Below are 15,600 nucleotides of genomic sequence, written 5' to 3'. Positions count from 1 at the left end.
GAAACTTGCGTGACACACGGCAGTCCGGCGGCCGGCGCTCCGGTTCCGCCGCGGCTCGAATACCCGTGTTTGTCAGCTGTCGCAAGCAAGCGTTTAGACCCATCGCTCATTTGCTTATAACAAATACAGATATCCATATTGAAAAAGATGGACAGATCGTAATAAACTCGCCTTATATTTCAAACGACTAAAAAATTCTTTTTATATGCGGCGAGGTTATATATGAACCTGCACCAATTCCGCTTCGTCCGCGAGGCTGTGCGGCAGAACTTCAACCTCACGGAAGCGGCCAAGGCGCTGTATACAAGCCAGCCGGGCGTCTCGAAGGCGATCATCGAGCTGGAGGATGAACTCGGCGTCGAAATCTTCACCCGCCACGGCAAGCGCGTGCGCTCGCTGACCGAGCCGGGCCGCATCATATTGCAATCGGTCGAAAAAATCCTGCAGGAAGTGGAAAGCCTGAAGCGGGTCGGCAAGGACTACGCGGCGCAGGACCAGGGCAACCTGACGATCGCCGCGACCCACACCCAGGCGCGCTACTCGCTGCCCGCCGCGATCGCCGAGTTCAAGAAGCGCTTCCCGAAGGTCCACCTTTCGATTCTGCAAGGCAGCCCTACCCAGGTCGCCGAAATGGTGCTGCACGACCAGGCCGACCTCGCGATCGCGACCGAGGCCATCTCGAACTACAAGGATCTGGTGTCGCTGCCCTGCTTTCAGTGGCACCACGTCGCGGTGATGCCGCTCGACCATCCGCTGCTCGAGCGCAAGCAGCTGTCGCTCGACGACCTCACCCAATACCCGCTGATTACGTACGACAACGCGTTCGCCGGCCGCACCAAGATCAACGAGGCGTTCCGCCTGCGCGGGCTGCATCCGGACATCGTGCTCGAGGCGATCGACGCCGACGTGATCAAGACCTACGTCGAGCTGGGGCTGGGCGTCGGCATCATGGCCGACATCGCGTTCAACGCCGAGCGCGACCGCCATTTGCGCTCGATGCCGGTCGGCCATCTGTTCGGCAGCAACGTCACGCGCGTCGCGCTGAAACAGGGCGCGTATCTGCGCAGCTATGTGTATACGCTCGTCGAGCTGCTGTCGCCGAGTCTGAACCGCAAGCTGATCGAGCAGGCGCTGAAGGGCGAACACGAAACCTACGAGCTTTGAACGCTTCTATACCGCTTCCATACCGTCCTCTCGCTACGGAGACCTCCTGATGAAGTTGCATAACAATAAAGTACGCAACACCCTGCGCGGCCTCGCGGCCGCCGCGCTGCTCGTCGCCGGCGCGGCGCACGCCGACCTGAAAGTCGGCATCGATCTGTCGTACACGGGGCCGGCCGCCGTGATCGGCATCACCAGCAAGAACGCGATGCTGATGTGGCCGCAGACCATCGCCGGCCAGAAGGCCGACTACATCTTCCTCGACGACGCGTCCGACCCCGGCAACGCGGTGCGCAACATCCGCAAGCTGATCAACGAGGACCACGTCGACGTGGTGGTCGGCCCGAACATCACGCCGGCCGCGATGGCCGCGCTCGATCCGATCGCCGAAAGCCAGACGCCGATGATCACGCTGATCGGCTCGGCAAGCGTCGTCGAACCGCAGGAAGGCAAGAAGATCTGGGCCTACAAGATGGCGCAGACCGATAGCGCGATGGCCGACGTGATGACGCGCTACATGTCGAACCACAACGTGAAGACGGTCGGCTTCATCGGTTTCGCGGACGGCTACGGCGAAAGCTGGCTCAACGAGTTCAGCAAGTTCGCGGCGCTGCGACATATCCAGCTGGTCGCGACCGAGCGCTATAACCGCACCGACGCGAGCGTGACCGGTCAGATCCTGAAGCTGATGGCCGCGAAGCCCGACGCGATCCTGATCGCCGGCGCGGGCACGCCGACGGTGCTGCCGCAGCGCACGCTGATCGAGCGCGGCTACAAGGGGGCGATCTATCAGACGCACGGCATCGCGACGCCGGAGTTCATCAAGCTCGGCGGTAAGGACGTGGAAGGCACGCTGTTCCCGACGCAGCCGGTGGTCGTCGCTCGCACGCTGCCGGCCGATCACCCGTCGAAGAAGGCGGCGCTCGCGTTCGTCGATGCGTACGAGGCGAAGTACGGCCCCGGCAGCGTCACGCAGTTCGCGGGCGACGCGGCCGGCGTGTACCCGCGTCTGCAGGACGCCGTCGCGCGTGCATTGAAGACCGCGCAGCCGGGCACGCCGGCGTTTCGCGTCGCGTTGCGCGACGAGCTCGAGCATGCGCATGAGCTGGTGGTGCCGAACGGGGTCGTCAACACGAGCCCGAAGGATCACGTCGGCCTCGATCAGCGCGCAAGCGTGATGGGCACCATCAAGAATGGCCAGTTCGTTTATCTGAGCCAGTAATCTGGTATCGGGGCGTCGATAACGCTCCTTTTTGACGGCGGCTTCACGGATGGAAGCCGCCGTTGCTTTGGCGGGGCGCCCTTACGCCTCGTTCGGCTTCCATCAGCCTCCGCCCGCTCCCATCCGCCTTTCGGTAGAACTTCCCTCACCGCGTGTCGGCACAATCGGCCACGCCGCAGCAGCGAACGCCTACACTGCAGTGGTCCGCTTTACCGTCGGCGCTTTGCCGGAACACCTCGTCCGCACCGGAGGCAGGATGGCCACCGCTTCGATCGCAGAGAACGCCAGCAAAGGCATCGTCACCGTTGCAAGCGCCCATGCGGGCGACGCGACGGCCGAGCGTCTTCAGTCGTTGATTCGGGAGCGAGGGCTGACGGTTTTCGCGTCCATCGATTTCAGCGGTGACGCCGCGTGTGCGGGACTGACGATGCCGTTCAGCCGGCTCGTGATCTTCGGCAATCCCAAAGCCGGTACACCGTTGATGCAACTCGCGCCGACCGCCGCGCTCGATCTTCCTCTGAAGGTGCTCGTCTGGGAGGATGCGGACGGCCGCGCGTGGCTATCGTTCAACTCGACGGACTATCTGCGCGAGCGGCATGGCCTGCCGGACGACCTGATGAAGCCGGTGAGCGGTGTGGCCGCCCTCGTGGATGCCGCCGCGCAGTGACGCGTTCAACGATGCGGGCCTTGCGGCACGCTCGAACCGATTCAAACGACATTAGCCGCACGAGGAGACCGCCATGTCCATGCACGCTGTGGTGCTGAGCCACTATAACGGCCCGCTCGAATACACGACGCTACCCCGCCCGGAACCCGCCGCCGGCCAGGTACTGGTGCGCATCGCCGCGAGCGGCCTCAATCCGCTCGACACCAAGATTCGCGCGGGTCAGGCCGCGCATGCGCGGCATCCGCTGCCGCTCGTCCTCGGCATCGATCTCGCGGGCACGGTGGAGGCGCTCGGCGACGGCGTCGGCGGGTTCGCCGTCGGCGATAGGGTCTATGGCATGACCGGCGGCGTCGGCGGCATCCAGGGATCGCTCGCCGAGTACGCGGCGGTCGATGCCGATCTGCTCGCCCATGCGCCGCGCAATCTGTCGCTGCGCGAGGCGGCCGCGTTGCCGCTCGCGTTCATCACGTCGTATGCGGGTATCGTCGATCGCGCGCATCTGCAAGGCGGGACCCGGGTGCTGGTCCAGGGCGGGGCCGGCGGGGTCGGCCACATTGCCGTGCAACTGGCGCGCGCGCTCGGCGCCGACGTGTATGCAACCGCCAGCGCACACCATGCCGAGCTGGTTCGGCGGCTCGGCGCGACCCCGATCGACTACCGCGCGCAGACGGTCGAACAGTACGTGGCGACCCTGACCGATGGCGAGGGATTCGACCTGGTCGTCGATACGGTAGGGGGTGCGTCGCTCGATGCGTCGTTCGCCGCGGTCCGGCACTTCGGGCATGTGGTCAGTGCGCTCGGCTGGGGCACGCATGCGCTTGCGCCGCTGTCATTTCGGGAAGCCAGCTATTCAGGGATCTTCACGTTGTATCCGTTGCTGACCGGACGACATCGCGCGCATCTTGGCGAGACGATGCGCGAAGCGACGCGTCTCGCGGAAAGCGGCGCGCTCGCGCCCGTGGTCGATCCGACGCGGTTCGATTTACGCAGCGCGGACGAGGCCTATCAGCTCGTCGGCAGTGGAACTGGACGCGTGAAGGTGGTGGTCGACGTGGATGCCGCGCAACGCTGAGCTGGCCGAAACCACCCGTCGAAATCTGCGCGGTCTCCCGACTCAGGTATGCTCGTCCCTTTTGTAACCGCTTCCGTTCAAGGGGAGACCATGCGGCGCGTTGTATTCAATCAGAAAGGTGGTGTAGGCAAATCGACCATCGTCTGTAATCTGGCGGCCATCAGCGCGAGCGAAGGCCTGCGAACGCTGGTAATCGACCTCGATGCCCAGGCGAATTCGACCCAGTACCTGCTCGGCCCGCAGGCGGGCGAGGTCAGCCCCACCGTCGCAGGCTTCTTCGAAACCGCGCTCGGCTTCAGCTTCAAACCCGTGGAAGCCACCTCGTTCATCCATCCGACGCGCTTCGAGAATCTCGACGTGATGCCCGCGCATGCCGACCTCGACACGCTGCACGGCAAGCTCGAATCGCGCTACAAGATCTACAAGCTGCGCGACGCGCTGAACGAACTCGACATGTACGACGCGGTGTACATCGACACGCCGCCCGCGCTGAACTTCTACACGCGCTCGGCGCTGATCGCCGTCGAGCGTTGTCTGATTCCGTTCGACTGCGACGACTTTTCGCGTCGCGCGCTCTACACGCTGCTCGAAAACGTGAAGGAGATCCAGCAGGATCACAACGAAGCGCTGCAGGTGGAAGGCATCGTCATCAACCAGTTCCAGCCTCGCGCGAGCCTGCCGCAGAAGCTCGTCGACGAACTGATCGGCGAAGGCTTGCCGGTGCTGGGCTCGCGGCTGTCATCGTCGGTGAAGATCCGTGAGTCGCATCAGCTGGCGACGCCGGTCATTCACCTCGATCCGGGACATAAGCTTTCGCAGGAGTATCGGGCCTTGCATCGGGAGTTGAGCGAGTCAGCCTGAGCGACGTCATTGGCCCAGCGACCTCAGCAGCCGCGCGAGATTCTGCGGCTCCACATGGATGATCCCGCCTCGCGGACTGTCGATGTCCGCGATCAGCATCAGCGACAGCGCAACCGTCACGGGCAGCACGATGATCAGTATGCCTTTTCGAACGCTGCCTTTCGCCCCATAGCCCTGCACGACGCACGCAAATAGTCCGATCAGGATCATCAGCGCCCATGCGCCCAGCGGAATCCGGTTCAACAGCGCCGCCTCGGAATAGTCCTGCGAGTTGAGGACGTCGTTCATGCCAGTCATCACGGCGGCGCCTATTGGGTTGGGCTGATCCTTCGCGACCTGCGTCGCCAGGCGCCAGAGTTCGGCCTGGGAGTTCGCCGTGTCCTGCTCGACGCGAGCGATTTGCTGCGCGTCCCGCGTTTTATAGTGGGTGAATCTCAATTGCGTGTAATGCGTCAATTCGGCCTTTATCTTCGCGCTGATGGGCGGCGCGACCACATCGGCTCGGGCGTACTCGGTCCCGATCGCGTTGGCTTCATTTTCCTCGAGGTTCTTGCGCTGGTCGTAGCGATTCACCGCCATCGACAGGTTGAAGCCGATCAGCAGCGCGAGCAACGTCAACGTTGACGTCACCACGAGCGTGAAATCTTCGCGCTCCTCGAGCTTGAGCGGGAAAACGCGTCGCAGCGCCAACGCGCCAAAAGCGATCGCCGCGGTAAAGCCAACAAACAGTACGACGAACAGGGTGCCTGGATGATCGACGAATGCTTGCATGCAATGCCTCCGTTTTCGGACATCTCTGCGAGACGCGGTAGCCCGCGTCTCGTCGCTACCCCGTCGCCCGCGCGCGAAAAATCACCGACGCCGGTTTGCCGGTTCGCGGATGCAAAGGCTCCCGCATCTCACGAAGCAGCAGCCCGCTCGCCCCAATCAGTTCGATCCACGTCTGCAAGGTCCGAAAGTACCACGGCGGCGCATCGCTGAATGCATCGCCGAAGCCGGCCCACGAACCCGCTCGCCAGCCGTCGACGTACGGCGAGTCTCCGCATGCGACCACAGGATGCAGTGTCTGTATGACCAGCGATCCGCCGCGCGTGAGCAGCGTCGGCATCGCACGCAGAAGTCCGTCGACCGACTCCTTGCCAAGCAGCGAAAAATTGCAGACGACGACGTCGGCGCGCAGCTCGAGCCGGCCTGCCGCGATTGCTTCATACGACAGCGTTCTCGCGTCGATCACGCCGGCGTCGGTCGCCGCACGCACCAGGTCGGCGATCACGTCCACCGCCGTCACCTGGACGCCGTGGCGCTGAAGCGCGAGCGCAAGCCACCCTTCTCCACAGCCCAGATCGAGGACCGTGGCCGGATTGCACGCGAGGACCGCGTCGAGCACGGCCTGATCGGTGACCAGTCGCCGGCTGTCGATTTCGCCCGCGCGTACCGCATTCGTCCACGGCGACGCGTTGCGCTGCCAGCTGTCGATGATCTTGCCGTCGCTGAGCGGGTCGAGGTTCATCGCGTGTTTTCGTTGATGGGTGCCAACCGCACACCGTTGGCAAAATTGTTAAAGTAACGCTCTCGTCAATCAGCCGCCGCAGTTCCCATCATGCGCACCACCCGAGCCATCCACGCCGTCGAGCGCCTGAAAACGCGCACCGGCAACCCGCGCTTCGCCGCGATCAGTCTGTCCGGCGGCCTGTTCTACCTGGTCGACAAATCGAGCGGAGTCGACAAGAAAGTGTCCGATCCGCTGACGCTCGACGACTTCGTCAAATTCGTCGACGCCTACGGCCCGCAGAAACCGCGCAAGGCCAGCAAGCTCGATATCGCGTTCGAAGCGCAGATCAAGAAAAGCAAGGGCGGCAGCGATTGACGCCTCGGCAGCTTCGCCCGCCTGGCGCCTGGTTGCAACGCTTCAGGCGCCGTCGATCTCCACCCACCGTCCATCCGCCGCACTGCTTTTCAGCACCGCCTCGATAAAGCGCAGACCGTCGACGCCATCGTCCACCGTCGTCAGCAACAGGCTCTCCGTTGGCGCCGCGCGACCATCGTTGAACGCATCGATCTGCAACGCCGCATCCTTGTACAACTGCGCGAACGCTTCCAGATAGCCTTCCGGATGCCCGGCCGGCACGCGCGTCGCATGCGCGGCAACCGCACTTTTCACCCGAGCGCGTGTCAAGCGCTCGGCAGCGCCGCCCAACGGCGTGAACCACAACGCGTTCGGCTCCTCCTGATCGAACGCGAGCCCGGCCTTCGTGCCATACACGCGCAAACGCAGCGCGTTCTCCGCGCCGCTCGCGACCTGGCTCGCCCACAACATGCCGCGCGCGCCGTTCGCATAACGCAGCATCGCCTGCACGTGATCGTCGACGCGACGCCCTGGCACGAACGTGTGCAACTCGGCCGACAGCGCGCTCGGCATCATCCCCGTCACGAACGCGGCCAGCTGATACGCGTGCGTGCCGATATCGCCGAGGCACCCGGCCGGCCCCGCCAACGCCGGATCGGTACGCCAGCCCGCCTGCTTGTTCGCGCCGCCGGTTTCGAGCGGCTCGGCGAGCCAGTCCTGCGCGTACTCGACCTGCACGACGCGAATCTCGCCCAGCTCGCCACGTTCGATCAGCTCGCGCGCATGCCGCACGAGCGGGTAGCCCGAGTAGGTATGCGTCAACGCGAACAGCCGCTTTTTTGACTGCGCGAGCTCCGCGAGCGCTTCGCCTTCGGCGAGCGAAACCGCGAGCGGCTTGTCGCAGATCACATGAATGCCCGCTTCGAGAAACGCCGTCGCGACCGGCGCATGCAGATGATTCGGCGTGACGATCGCGACCGCGTCGATGCCGTCGTCGCGCGCGGCCTCGGCGCGCGCCATCTCGCGCCAGTCCGCGTAGCTGCGCGCGATGCCCGCTTCGACGGCGCTCGCCCGCGCGCGTTCGGGATCGGACGACAACGCGCCCGCCACCAGTTCGAAACGATCGTCGAGCCGCGCGGCGATCCGGTGCACCGCGCCGATGAACGCGCCCTGCCCGCCGCCGACCATGCCCAGCCTGAGCCTTCTTCGCTGCATTGCTTGCGCTCCCATGTGTTGCGTCGCCGTATGTGGCGTCGTCATGCGTCGTTCAGATGCCCAGCACGCTCTTCAGCTGCGCGGTATCGACCCCGCTGCCCGCGAAGTCATCGAATGCATGTTCGGCCACGCGGATGATGTGCCGGCGGATGAACTCCGCGCCTTCGCGCGCGCCGTCGTGCGGATGCTTCAACGCGCATTCCCATTCGAGCACGGCCCAGCCCGGAAAATCGAACTGCGCCATCTTCGAGAAGATCGCGCCGAAGTCGATCTGCCCATCGCCGAGCGAGCGAAAACGCCCCGCGCGTTCGACCCAGCCGCTATACCCGCCGTACACGCCCTGCCTGCCGGTCGGACGAAACTCCGCGTCCTTCACATGAAACGCCTTGATGCGCTCGTGGTAGATGTCGATGAACGCGAGATAGTCGAGTTGTTGCAGCACGAAGTGGCTCGGGTCGTACAGGATGTTCGCGCGCGGATGCTGCTTTACCACCGAAAGAAAGCGCTCGAACGTCACGCCGTCGTGCAGGTCTTCGCCCGGATGCAGTTCGTAGCAGACGTCGACGCCGGCCGCGTCGAACGCATCGAGAATCGGCGTCCAGCGGCGCGCGAGTTCGTCGAACGCGGCTTCGACGAGACCGGCCGGCCGCTGCGGCCACGGGTAGATATACGGCCACGCGAGCGCGCCCGAAAACGACACGTGCGTGCTCAGGCCCAAACGTCGCGACGCCTGCGCCGCAAGCTTCATCTGCGCGCTCGCCCACTCCGTGCGTGCCGCCGGATTGCCACGCACGTGCGGCGCGGCGAAGCCGTCGAACAGCGTGTCGTACGCCGGATGCACGGCGACCAGTTGCCCCTGCAGATGGGTCGACAGTTCGGTGATCGCGACGCCCGCTTTGTCGACGGTCTCGCGCAGTTCGTCGCAATACGCGTCGCTCGTCGCTGCCTTGTCGAGATCAATCAGCCGCGAGTCGCACGGCACCTGGATGCCCTTGAAGCCGAGACCCGCGGCCCACTCCGCGAGATGCGCGAGGTTGTCGAACGGCACGTCGTCGCCCATGAACTGGGCGAGAAAAATCGCCGGCCCTTTGATGGTTTTCATCGATCGTTTCCTCGAATTTTGCGCGCGGGCCGCACCCGCGCGCCGGACGATGCCCGGAGTGCCCGTTAGAACGGCGAGTCCGGGAAATAGAACTGCTGCGCGTTTTCCTTCGTGATCAGCACCGACGGAATGATCGTCGTGGGCGGCAGCTTGTCGCCTTTCAACCGCGCTTCGGCCGTCAGCTTGATCGCGTCGTAGATGAATTTCGGCGAGTACGACACGTCGGCCTTGATCATCGGCGCGCCGTCCATCACGTTCTTCACCATGCCCTTCGAGCCCGCGCCACCGAACACGATCTTGATGTCACTGCGCTTGGCCTGATCGATCGCCTTCAGCACGCCGACCGCCATGTCGTCGTCGGCGGCCCACACGGCGTCGATGTGCTTGAAGCGCGTCAGGTAGTCCTGCATCACCTTGAACGCGTCGTCGCGATTCCAGTTCGCGTACTTCGCGTCGAGAATCTTGATGTCCGGATAGTTCTTCAGCACGCCGGTGAAAGCGGTCCAGCGCTCGTTGTCGAGCGTGGTCGGAATGCCGCGCAGCGCGACGATGTTGCCCTTGCCGTCGAGCGCCTTCGCCAGATACTCGGCCGGAATCTTGCCGAACGCGGTGTTGTCGCCGGCCACGTAGGCATCCTGCGCGCTCGTGTTCGTCAAACCGCGATCGACCACCGTCACGTACACGCCCTTGCGCTTCACCTGCTCGACCGGCTGTGTCAGCGTCGCCGATTCATACGGGAAGATCACGAGCGCATTGATCTTGTTGACCGTCACGAGATCCTGCAACTGGTTCGCCTGCTCGGGCGCGTTGGCCGCGGTCTTCACGATCACTTTCAGATCGGGATGGGCCTTTTCCAGATCTTCCTTCGCCTTGTTCGCCCACCAGACGATGCCGCCGGTGAAGCCGTGATCGGCCGTCGGAATCGCGACGCCCAGCGTGACCTTGTCGTCGGCGCGCGCCGCGCCCGCCGTGCCCAGTATCCCCAACGCCAGCACGCCGGCGCCGATCGCTCGAATGACTTGCTTCATGGTGTGTGTCTCCAATCGTGAGGCGTTCGCTCGCCCCGATTTTTCGGACCTGCCGTTGGTTTACCGCGCCTGCCTTGCTACCCCTCTTTGCAACGCACTTCTACCGTCGTCCGCGCTGCACGAACGCGACGAAAATAATCACGACGCCCTGCACCGCCGCGTTCAGATACACGCTGATGATGCTGGTCAGGTTCAGGATGTTGGCGATCACCGACAGCAGGATCGCGCCGATCACGGTGCCGATCACGCGTCCCTCGCCGCCCTTGAGCGCGGTGCCGCCGACCACCACCGACGCAATCGCTTCGAGCTCCCACAACAGGCCCGTGGTCGGCGTGGCGGAGCCGAGGCGCGGCACGTAGAGCACGGTGGCCACGCCCACGCAAATGCCGAGCAGCACGTACGTGACGATCTTGACCGTATCGACGCGAATCGCCGCATAACGCGCGACCTGTTCGTTCGAGCCGATCGCCTGCACGTGCCGGCCGAACGCGGTGCGATTGAGGATCAGCGCGCCGCCCGCCGCGACTACGAGAAACACCCAGATCGGCACCGGCACGCCGAACAGGCTCGCGTAATAGACGGGACCATACAGATCGGATAGCGAATCGTTGAGCGTCAGCGCGCCGCCATCGGCGAGCCATGTCAGCACCGCGCGAAAAATCCCCAGCGTGCCGAGCGTGACGATGAACGGCTCGATGCGCCCTTTGGTGATCAGCAACCCATGCGCGCAGCCGAACAGCGCGCCGAGCACGAACGCGGCGACGATGCCGATCGTCACGATCAGCAACGGCGGCAGCGCATGACCGGACGCACCGGCCGCGAGCCCGTTCATCAGCCAGATCATGATGCCGGCGATCAATGCCGCCATCGAGCCGACCGACAGATCGATGCCGCCCGAGATGATCACGAAGGTCATGCCGACCGCGATGATGCCGATGAACGACGTGCGCGTGAGCACGTTCATCAGGTTGTCGAGCGTCGCGAAGTCGCGATTGAGCAGCGTGCCGACGATGCACAGCAGAATCAGCCCGGCGAGCGGCCCGAGCGTATAGAGCCGCTGCGCGACGCGCAGCGCGCGGCGTGATTGCACGGCTTCAGTGGGTGCCGGTCGCATGAGCGATCAACTCCTCTTCGGTCAGATGCTCGAGCGTCAGCGTCGCTTGCAGGCGTCCCGCGCGCATCACGGCGACGCGATGACACAAGCCGATCAGCTCGATCAGTTCGGATGAAATGACGATCACCGCGCGGCCCTGCGCGGCGAGACGATGAATCAGGAAGTAGATGTCGCGTTTCGCGCCCACGTCGACGCCGCGCGTCGGCTCGTCGAGCACGATCACGTTCGGGTCCGGCTGCAGAAACTTCGCGAGCGCGAGCTTCTGCTGGTTACCGCCCGACAGCATGCGCGCGCGGCTCGACAGGTCGCCGGTGCGGATGCCGAATTCGCCGACGGCCTTCTGCAAGGCCGCGCGTCCCGCTTTCATGTCGAGCAGCGGATGCGCAAAGCGTTCGAGCGTCATCAGCGTGACGTTGTCCTGCAGGCTCATGTTGACGTGCAGGCCCTTGCCCTTGCGGTCCTCGCTCAGATACGTGAGACCGTGGCGCATCGCGTCGCGCGGGCTCTTCAGGTCGACGGGCCGGCCGGCGATTTCGATCGTGCCGCCGGTGCGTTTGCGCAAGCCAATGATCGCCTCGAACGCTTCGGTGCGGCCCGCGCCGACGAGGCCCGCGAAGCCGAGCACTTCGCCCGCGCGCACCTCGAAGCTCAAGTCCTCGACCCAGTCGGGCACCGTGAGGCCGCTCACGCGCAACGCGATCGGCGTGTCGGCGGGCACCGTCTGCTTGTCGGGGAACATGTCGGACACGTCGCGACCGACCATCAGGTTCGCCATCTGCTGACGCGCGAGCCCCGAGGTTTCGCCGCGCGCGACGAAGCGGCCGTCGCGCATCACGATCACTTCGTCGGTGATGCGCTCCACTTCATCGAGCTTGTGCGAGATGTAGACGATCGTCACGCCGTCGGCCTTGAGCTTCAGCATCAGCGCGAACAGACGTTCGGTTTCGGCGGGCGTCAGCGTCGCGGTCGGCTCGTCCATGATCAACAGACGCGCGCGGCGCGACAGCGCCTTCGCGATCTCGACCATCTGCTTCTCCGCCACGATCAGCTCGCGCACCTTCGTGTCCGGCGTCCGTTCGAGCCCGACCTGCGCGAGATAGCGCGCGGCTTCGCTGCGCATCGAGGCATCGTCGACGAACCAGCCGCGGCGCTTCTCGTGACCGAGATACATGTTCTGCGCGATCGTCAGATGCTCGGCCAGGTTGAACTCCTGATGGATCAGCACGATGCCCTGTGCCTCGGCCTCGCGCGAACCGGCGAAGCGCTGCGCGTGGCCATCGACCAGCACACTGCCCGAGGTGGCCGTTTCATAACCGGCGAGGATTTTCATCAGCGTCGACTTGCCCGCGCCGTTCTCGCCGAGCAGACCGTAGATGCGGCCGGGCGCCAGCTCGAAGCTCACGCCGTGCAGCACGCGCACGGGCCCGAAGTCCTTGCGGATGTCGTCGAAGCGGATCGCGAGGCTCATGGTTCACGCGCTCCCACGAATCACGAGACGATGCGGCAGCAGCACGCCAGGTACGTTGGCCTGCGGATTCGCGAGGCGTTGCAGCAGCAGACGCGCGGCGGTTTCGCCGAGCTCGCGCATCGGTTGCGCGATCGTCGTGAGCGGCGGATCGATCTGCGCGGCGAGCGAGATGTCGTCGAAGCCGGCCACCGCGACGTCGTCGGGCACGCGCTTGCCGACGCTGCGCAAGCCGTGAATCACGCCGATCGCGAGCGTGTCCGACACCGCGAAGATCGCGCTCGGCGCGTCCGGTTGCCGCATCAACTCGGCCGCGGCCGAGGCGCCCGCCTCGTAATCGAGGCTGTTCAGATTCATGCGCCAGCGCGGATCGGGCGCGATGCCCGCGTCGCTCAACGCGTCGAGGTAGCCCTGCTGACGCTGGCGCGCGTACAGATAGTCGACGTCGGAGTTGATGAGGCCGATGCGCCGGTGGCCGCGCGCGAGCAGATGACGCACGGCGTCGCCGGCCGCGCGATAGTTGTCGATGCCGACGTACGGCACGCCCATCTCCGGATCGAACTCGCAGCACGCGACCCACGGCAGCGCCTGCGACGCCTCGCCGAGCGCCTGCTGGATCGTCGCCGGGTCGAGGCAGATCGCGCCGTCCGCGCGGCGGCGGCGCAGCATGTCGAAGTAGCTGCGCTCACGTCCCGGGTCCGCGCCGGTGTCGCATAGCAGCATGAAATAGCCGTGCTGACGCGCGACGCTGTCGATGCCGCGCACGATCTCCGCGTAAAACGGATTGCCGAAGTCCGGCACCATCGTCAGTAAGAGGCGGCTTTCGGCGGTGCGCAGATTGCGCGCGAGTTCGTTCACGCGGTAGCCGCTCGCATCGATCGCGGCGAGCACCCGGTCGCGGGTGGCGGGCCGCACGTTGTCGTGACCGTTCAGCACGCGCGACACCGTCGCGACCGACACGCCCGCCTGCTCGGCCACGCCGGCGATCGACGGGCCGTCGGCCGCGATCGGGAACGGCCTCGGCGTTTGAGCTCGAGGTTGGCTGCCCGCGCCCGGCGACACGGGCGGCGACGATCGGGACGGCGTTCGGGACACACGACCTCGCAGCAAAAATGTAATCGATTACATTTTGTGTCGATGGAGAAGCGAATCGCAAGGACGGATCGCTAGGGATTAACACGGGGGCCACCCGGCCTGGCGCTTGTCCGCGAGCGTCCGGCGCGAGTCCGCCATTTGGTACAATTCCGCAGTTCCCCTGACGCGGCTCGCAATGCGAACGCCTTGCTCCGAAGCCGCGGCCACAGGCAATCCGCCGGGGGCCGGGTCAGGACAAAAGTCAGCGGCAACCGCCCGCTCGCCAAACCAAAACCGCCGAATCCACCATGAATATCGAGCAAGCGCGTTTCAACATGATCGAACAGCAGATCCGCCCCTGGGAAGTGCTCGACCAGGACGTGCTGAATCTGCTGTCGATCGTCAAACGTGAGAATTTCGTCCCCGCCGCTTACCGCGACCTCGCTTTCGCCGACTTCGAAGTGCCGCTGCCGGCCGGCCAGCACATGCTGGCGCCGCGCGTCGAGGCGCGCGTGCTGCAGGAGCTGGCGGTGAAGAAGCACGAAAGCGTGCTCGAAATCGGCGCGGGCTCGGGTTACATGGCGGCGCTGCTCGCGCATCGCGCGCAACACGTGCTGAGCGTCGACATCGAACCGGAACTGGCCGAACTCGCGAAGAGCAACCTGATCGCCAACGGCGTGCTGAACGTCGAAGTCGCGACCGGCGACGCCGCGCGCGGCTGGACCGGCGCGGCACCGTACGACGTGATCTGCGTGTCGGGCGGTTTGCCGGTGCTGCCGCAGGAAATCCTCGAACAGCTGAAGGTCGGTGGCCGTCTCGCGGCGTTCGTGGGCAGCGCGCCGGTGATGAAGGCGCAAGTCATCACGCGCATCGACGAAAAGCAATTCCGCATCTCCGACGTGTTCGAAACCTACGTCGAGCCGCTCGCCAATGCGGTGCAGCCGGCGCGGTTCAGGTTCTAAGCGGCGTCTTTCGCTGCGCTTCGAACTGTATTGTTGATCCGGACGGGCGGCGAGCAAGCCGCCGTCCTTTGAACTGGATGTTCCACTGATGCAAAACCTGACCGCTCCCGCACTCGCCGAATGGCTCGCCGATACCTCGCGCCCCGCACCCGTGCTGCTCGACGTGCGCGAGCCGTGGGAACTGCAAACCGCGTCGATGGCGGGCATCGTGTCGATCCCGATGCGCGAGATTCCCGCGCGCAGCGAAGAGCTCGATGACGACGCGCAGATCGTCTGCATCTGCCACCACGGCGCGCGCAGTGCCCAGGTCGCGATGTTCCTCGAATCGCGCGGCCACACCAACGTGTTCAATCTGCAAGGCGGCATCGACGCGTGGTCGCGTCAGGTCGATCCGTCGGTTCCGACTTACTGAGATTTACCGCGGGGTAGCACTTTAAGGCGGCGCAAGGGCGGCAGTCCTTGCGCCGCTTGTCGTTGGTGTTGCGATGGAAACGGTGGGATCACCCCGTAAGGTCAATGACCTTGCGGGGTTTTGTTTTTCCTGGCCCATCATTCAACCCATCGCTTGGCAAGGCCTGACAGTTCTTTGCCGATTTACCGGCAGAGCGACGGCCTTCGAGTACTCGAATATCCCTGTCATATCTTTTTTTTGGGGTATCCGTACTCCGCGATAGATTTGTCTGTGCGGTGCAGTGAAAGCAGCGGGACGCAGGCTGGCTGTGGGGGGCGCAGAACGGCCGAGGCCGTGTAAAAACATACAGAACAGCCGGTTGGTGAAGGCCAGTGGGGAGCACGATTGCGTTGGACAGAG

General features: G+C 64.8%; 16 protein-coding genes. 8 read left to right on the top strand and 8 right to left on the bottom strand.

The window, feature by feature from the left end; genetic code table 11:
• Window positions 1-222: 222 nt before the first annotated feature.
• The 5 genes from EVC45_RS15000 (at window position 223) to EVC45_RS14980 (ending at window position 4,983) form a co-directional block, all read left to right on the top strand.
• Entirely contained in the window at window positions 223-1,164 is a 942-nt protein-coding gene (locus EVC45_RS15000) for a CysB family HTH-type transcriptional regulator (protein WP_129958768.1), read from the top strand.
• 49 nt (window positions 1,165-1,213) lie between these two features.
• A complete protein-coding gene (locus EVC45_RS14995) occupies window positions 1,214-2,383 on the top strand; it encodes an ABC transporter substrate-binding protein (protein ID WP_129958767.1) in 1,170 nt (389 codons plus the stop codon).
• A 49-nt stretch (window positions 2,384-2,432) separates the two neighbouring features.
• A complete protein-coding gene (locus tag EVC45_RS14990; protein WP_248295146.1) occupies window positions 2,433-3,050 on the top strand; it encodes a DUF302 domain-containing protein in 618 nt (205 codons plus the stop codon).
• A gap of 73 nt (window positions 3,051-3,123) precedes the next feature.
• Window positions 3,124-4,122: a zinc-dependent alcohol dehydrogenase family protein gene (locus EVC45_RS14985; protein ID WP_129958766.1), complete on the top strand. Its 999-nt coding sequence runs from the start codon at window positions 3,124-3,126 to the stop codon at window positions 4,120-4,122.
• A 90-nt stretch (window positions 4,123-4,212) separates the two neighbouring features.
• Window positions 4,213-4,983, top strand: coding sequence for a ParA family protein (locus tag EVC45_RS14980; protein WP_129958765.1), 771 nt, complete (start codon window positions 4,213-4,215; stop codon window positions 4,981-4,983).
• 6 nt (window positions 4,984-4,989) lie between these two features.
• Here the strand turns inward: EVC45_RS14980 and EVC45_RS14975 are convergent, their stop codons facing one another.
• Window positions 4,990-5,754 carry a hypothetical protein gene (locus EVC45_RS14975; protein WP_129958764.1) on the bottom strand — a complete coding sequence of 255 codons (765 nt, stop codon included), beginning with the start codon at window positions 5,752-5,754 and terminating at the stop codon, window positions 4,990-4,992.
• Between the two features lie 55 nt (window positions 5,755-5,809).
• Window positions 5,810-6,493 (bottom strand): bifunctional 2-polyprenyl-6-hydroxyphenol methylase/3-demethylubiquinol 3-O-methyltransferase UbiG, encoded by a 684-nt coding sequence (locus EVC45_RS14970; RefSeq protein WP_129958763.1) that lies wholly within the window; start codon window positions 6,491-6,493, stop codon window positions 5,810-5,812.
• Between the two features lie 90 nt (window positions 6,494-6,583).
• Between EVC45_RS14970 and EVC45_RS14965 the strand changes: the two genes are divergently transcribed.
• Window positions 6,584-6,850 carry a hypothetical protein gene (locus EVC45_RS14965; protein ID WP_129958762.1) on the top strand — a complete coding sequence of 89 codons (267 nt, stop codon included), beginning with the start codon at window positions 6,584-6,586 and terminating at the stop codon, window positions 6,848-6,850.
• Between the two features lie 42 nt (window positions 6,851-6,892).
• Here the strand turns inward: EVC45_RS14965 and EVC45_RS14960 are convergent, their stop codons facing one another.
• The 6 genes from EVC45_RS14960 to EVC45_RS14935 form a co-directional block, all read right to left on the bottom strand.
• Window positions 6,893-8,044: a Gfo/Idh/MocA family protein gene (locus tag EVC45_RS14960; protein ID WP_129958761.1), complete on the bottom strand. Its 1,152-nt coding sequence runs from the start codon at window positions 8,042-8,044 to the stop codon at window positions 6,893-6,895.
• Window positions 8,045-8,096: 52 nt separating this feature from the next.
• Window positions 8,097-9,146, bottom strand: coding sequence for a sugar phosphate isomerase/epimerase (locus EVC45_RS14955; RefSeq protein ID WP_129958760.1), 1,050 nt, complete (start codon window positions 9,144-9,146; stop codon window positions 8,097-8,099).
• 65 nt (window positions 9,147-9,211) lie between these two features.
• Window positions 9,212-10,174 (bottom strand): substrate-binding domain-containing protein, encoded by a 963-nt coding sequence (locus EVC45_RS14950; RefSeq protein ID WP_129958759.1) that lies wholly within the window; start codon window positions 10,172-10,174, stop codon window positions 9,212-9,214.
• Window positions 10,175-10,274: 100 nt separating this feature from the next.
• Complete coding sequence (locus EVC45_RS14945; protein ID WP_129958758.1) at window positions 10,275-11,288, bottom strand: ABC transporter permease; 1,014 nt, start codon at window positions 11,286-11,288, stop codon at window positions 10,275-10,277.
• Entirely contained in the window at window positions 11,269-12,756 is a 1,488-nt protein-coding gene (locus tag EVC45_RS14940; RefSeq protein WP_129958757.1) for a sugar ABC transporter ATP-binding protein, read from the bottom strand. Before EVC45_RS14940 ends, EVC45_RS14945 begins: the two co-directional genes overlap by 20 nt.
• A 3-nt stretch (window positions 12,757-12,759) precedes the next feature.
• Complete coding sequence (locus EVC45_RS14935) at window positions 12,760-13,848, bottom strand: LacI family DNA-binding transcriptional regulator (protein WP_129958756.1); 1,089 nt, start codon at window positions 13,846-13,848, stop codon at window positions 12,760-12,762.
• A gap of 287 nt (window positions 13,849-14,135) precedes the next feature.
• Here EVC45_RS14935 and EVC45_RS14930 point away from each other — a divergent pair, with 287 nt between their 5' ends.
• Window positions 14,136-14,789 carry a protein-L-isoaspartate O-methyltransferase gene (locus tag EVC45_RS14930; RefSeq protein ID WP_129958755.1) on the top strand — a complete coding sequence of 218 codons (654 nt, stop codon included), beginning with the start codon at window positions 14,136-14,138 and terminating at the stop codon, window positions 14,787-14,789.
• 88 nt (window positions 14,790-14,877) lie between these two features.
• Window positions 14,878-15,201 (top strand): rhodanese-like domain-containing protein, encoded by a 324-nt coding sequence (locus tag EVC45_RS14925; RefSeq protein WP_013088667.1) that lies wholly within the window; start codon window positions 14,878-14,880, stop codon window positions 15,199-15,201.
• Window positions 15,202-15,600 lie beyond the last annotated feature (399 nt).

The organism is Paraburkholderia sp. UYCP14C, from assembly GCF_004197395.1.
Lineage (GTDB): Bacteria > Pseudomonadota > Gammaproteobacteria > Burkholderiales > Burkholderiaceae > Paraburkholderia.
This window is presented reverse-complemented; position numbering and strand designations above follow the sequence as displayed.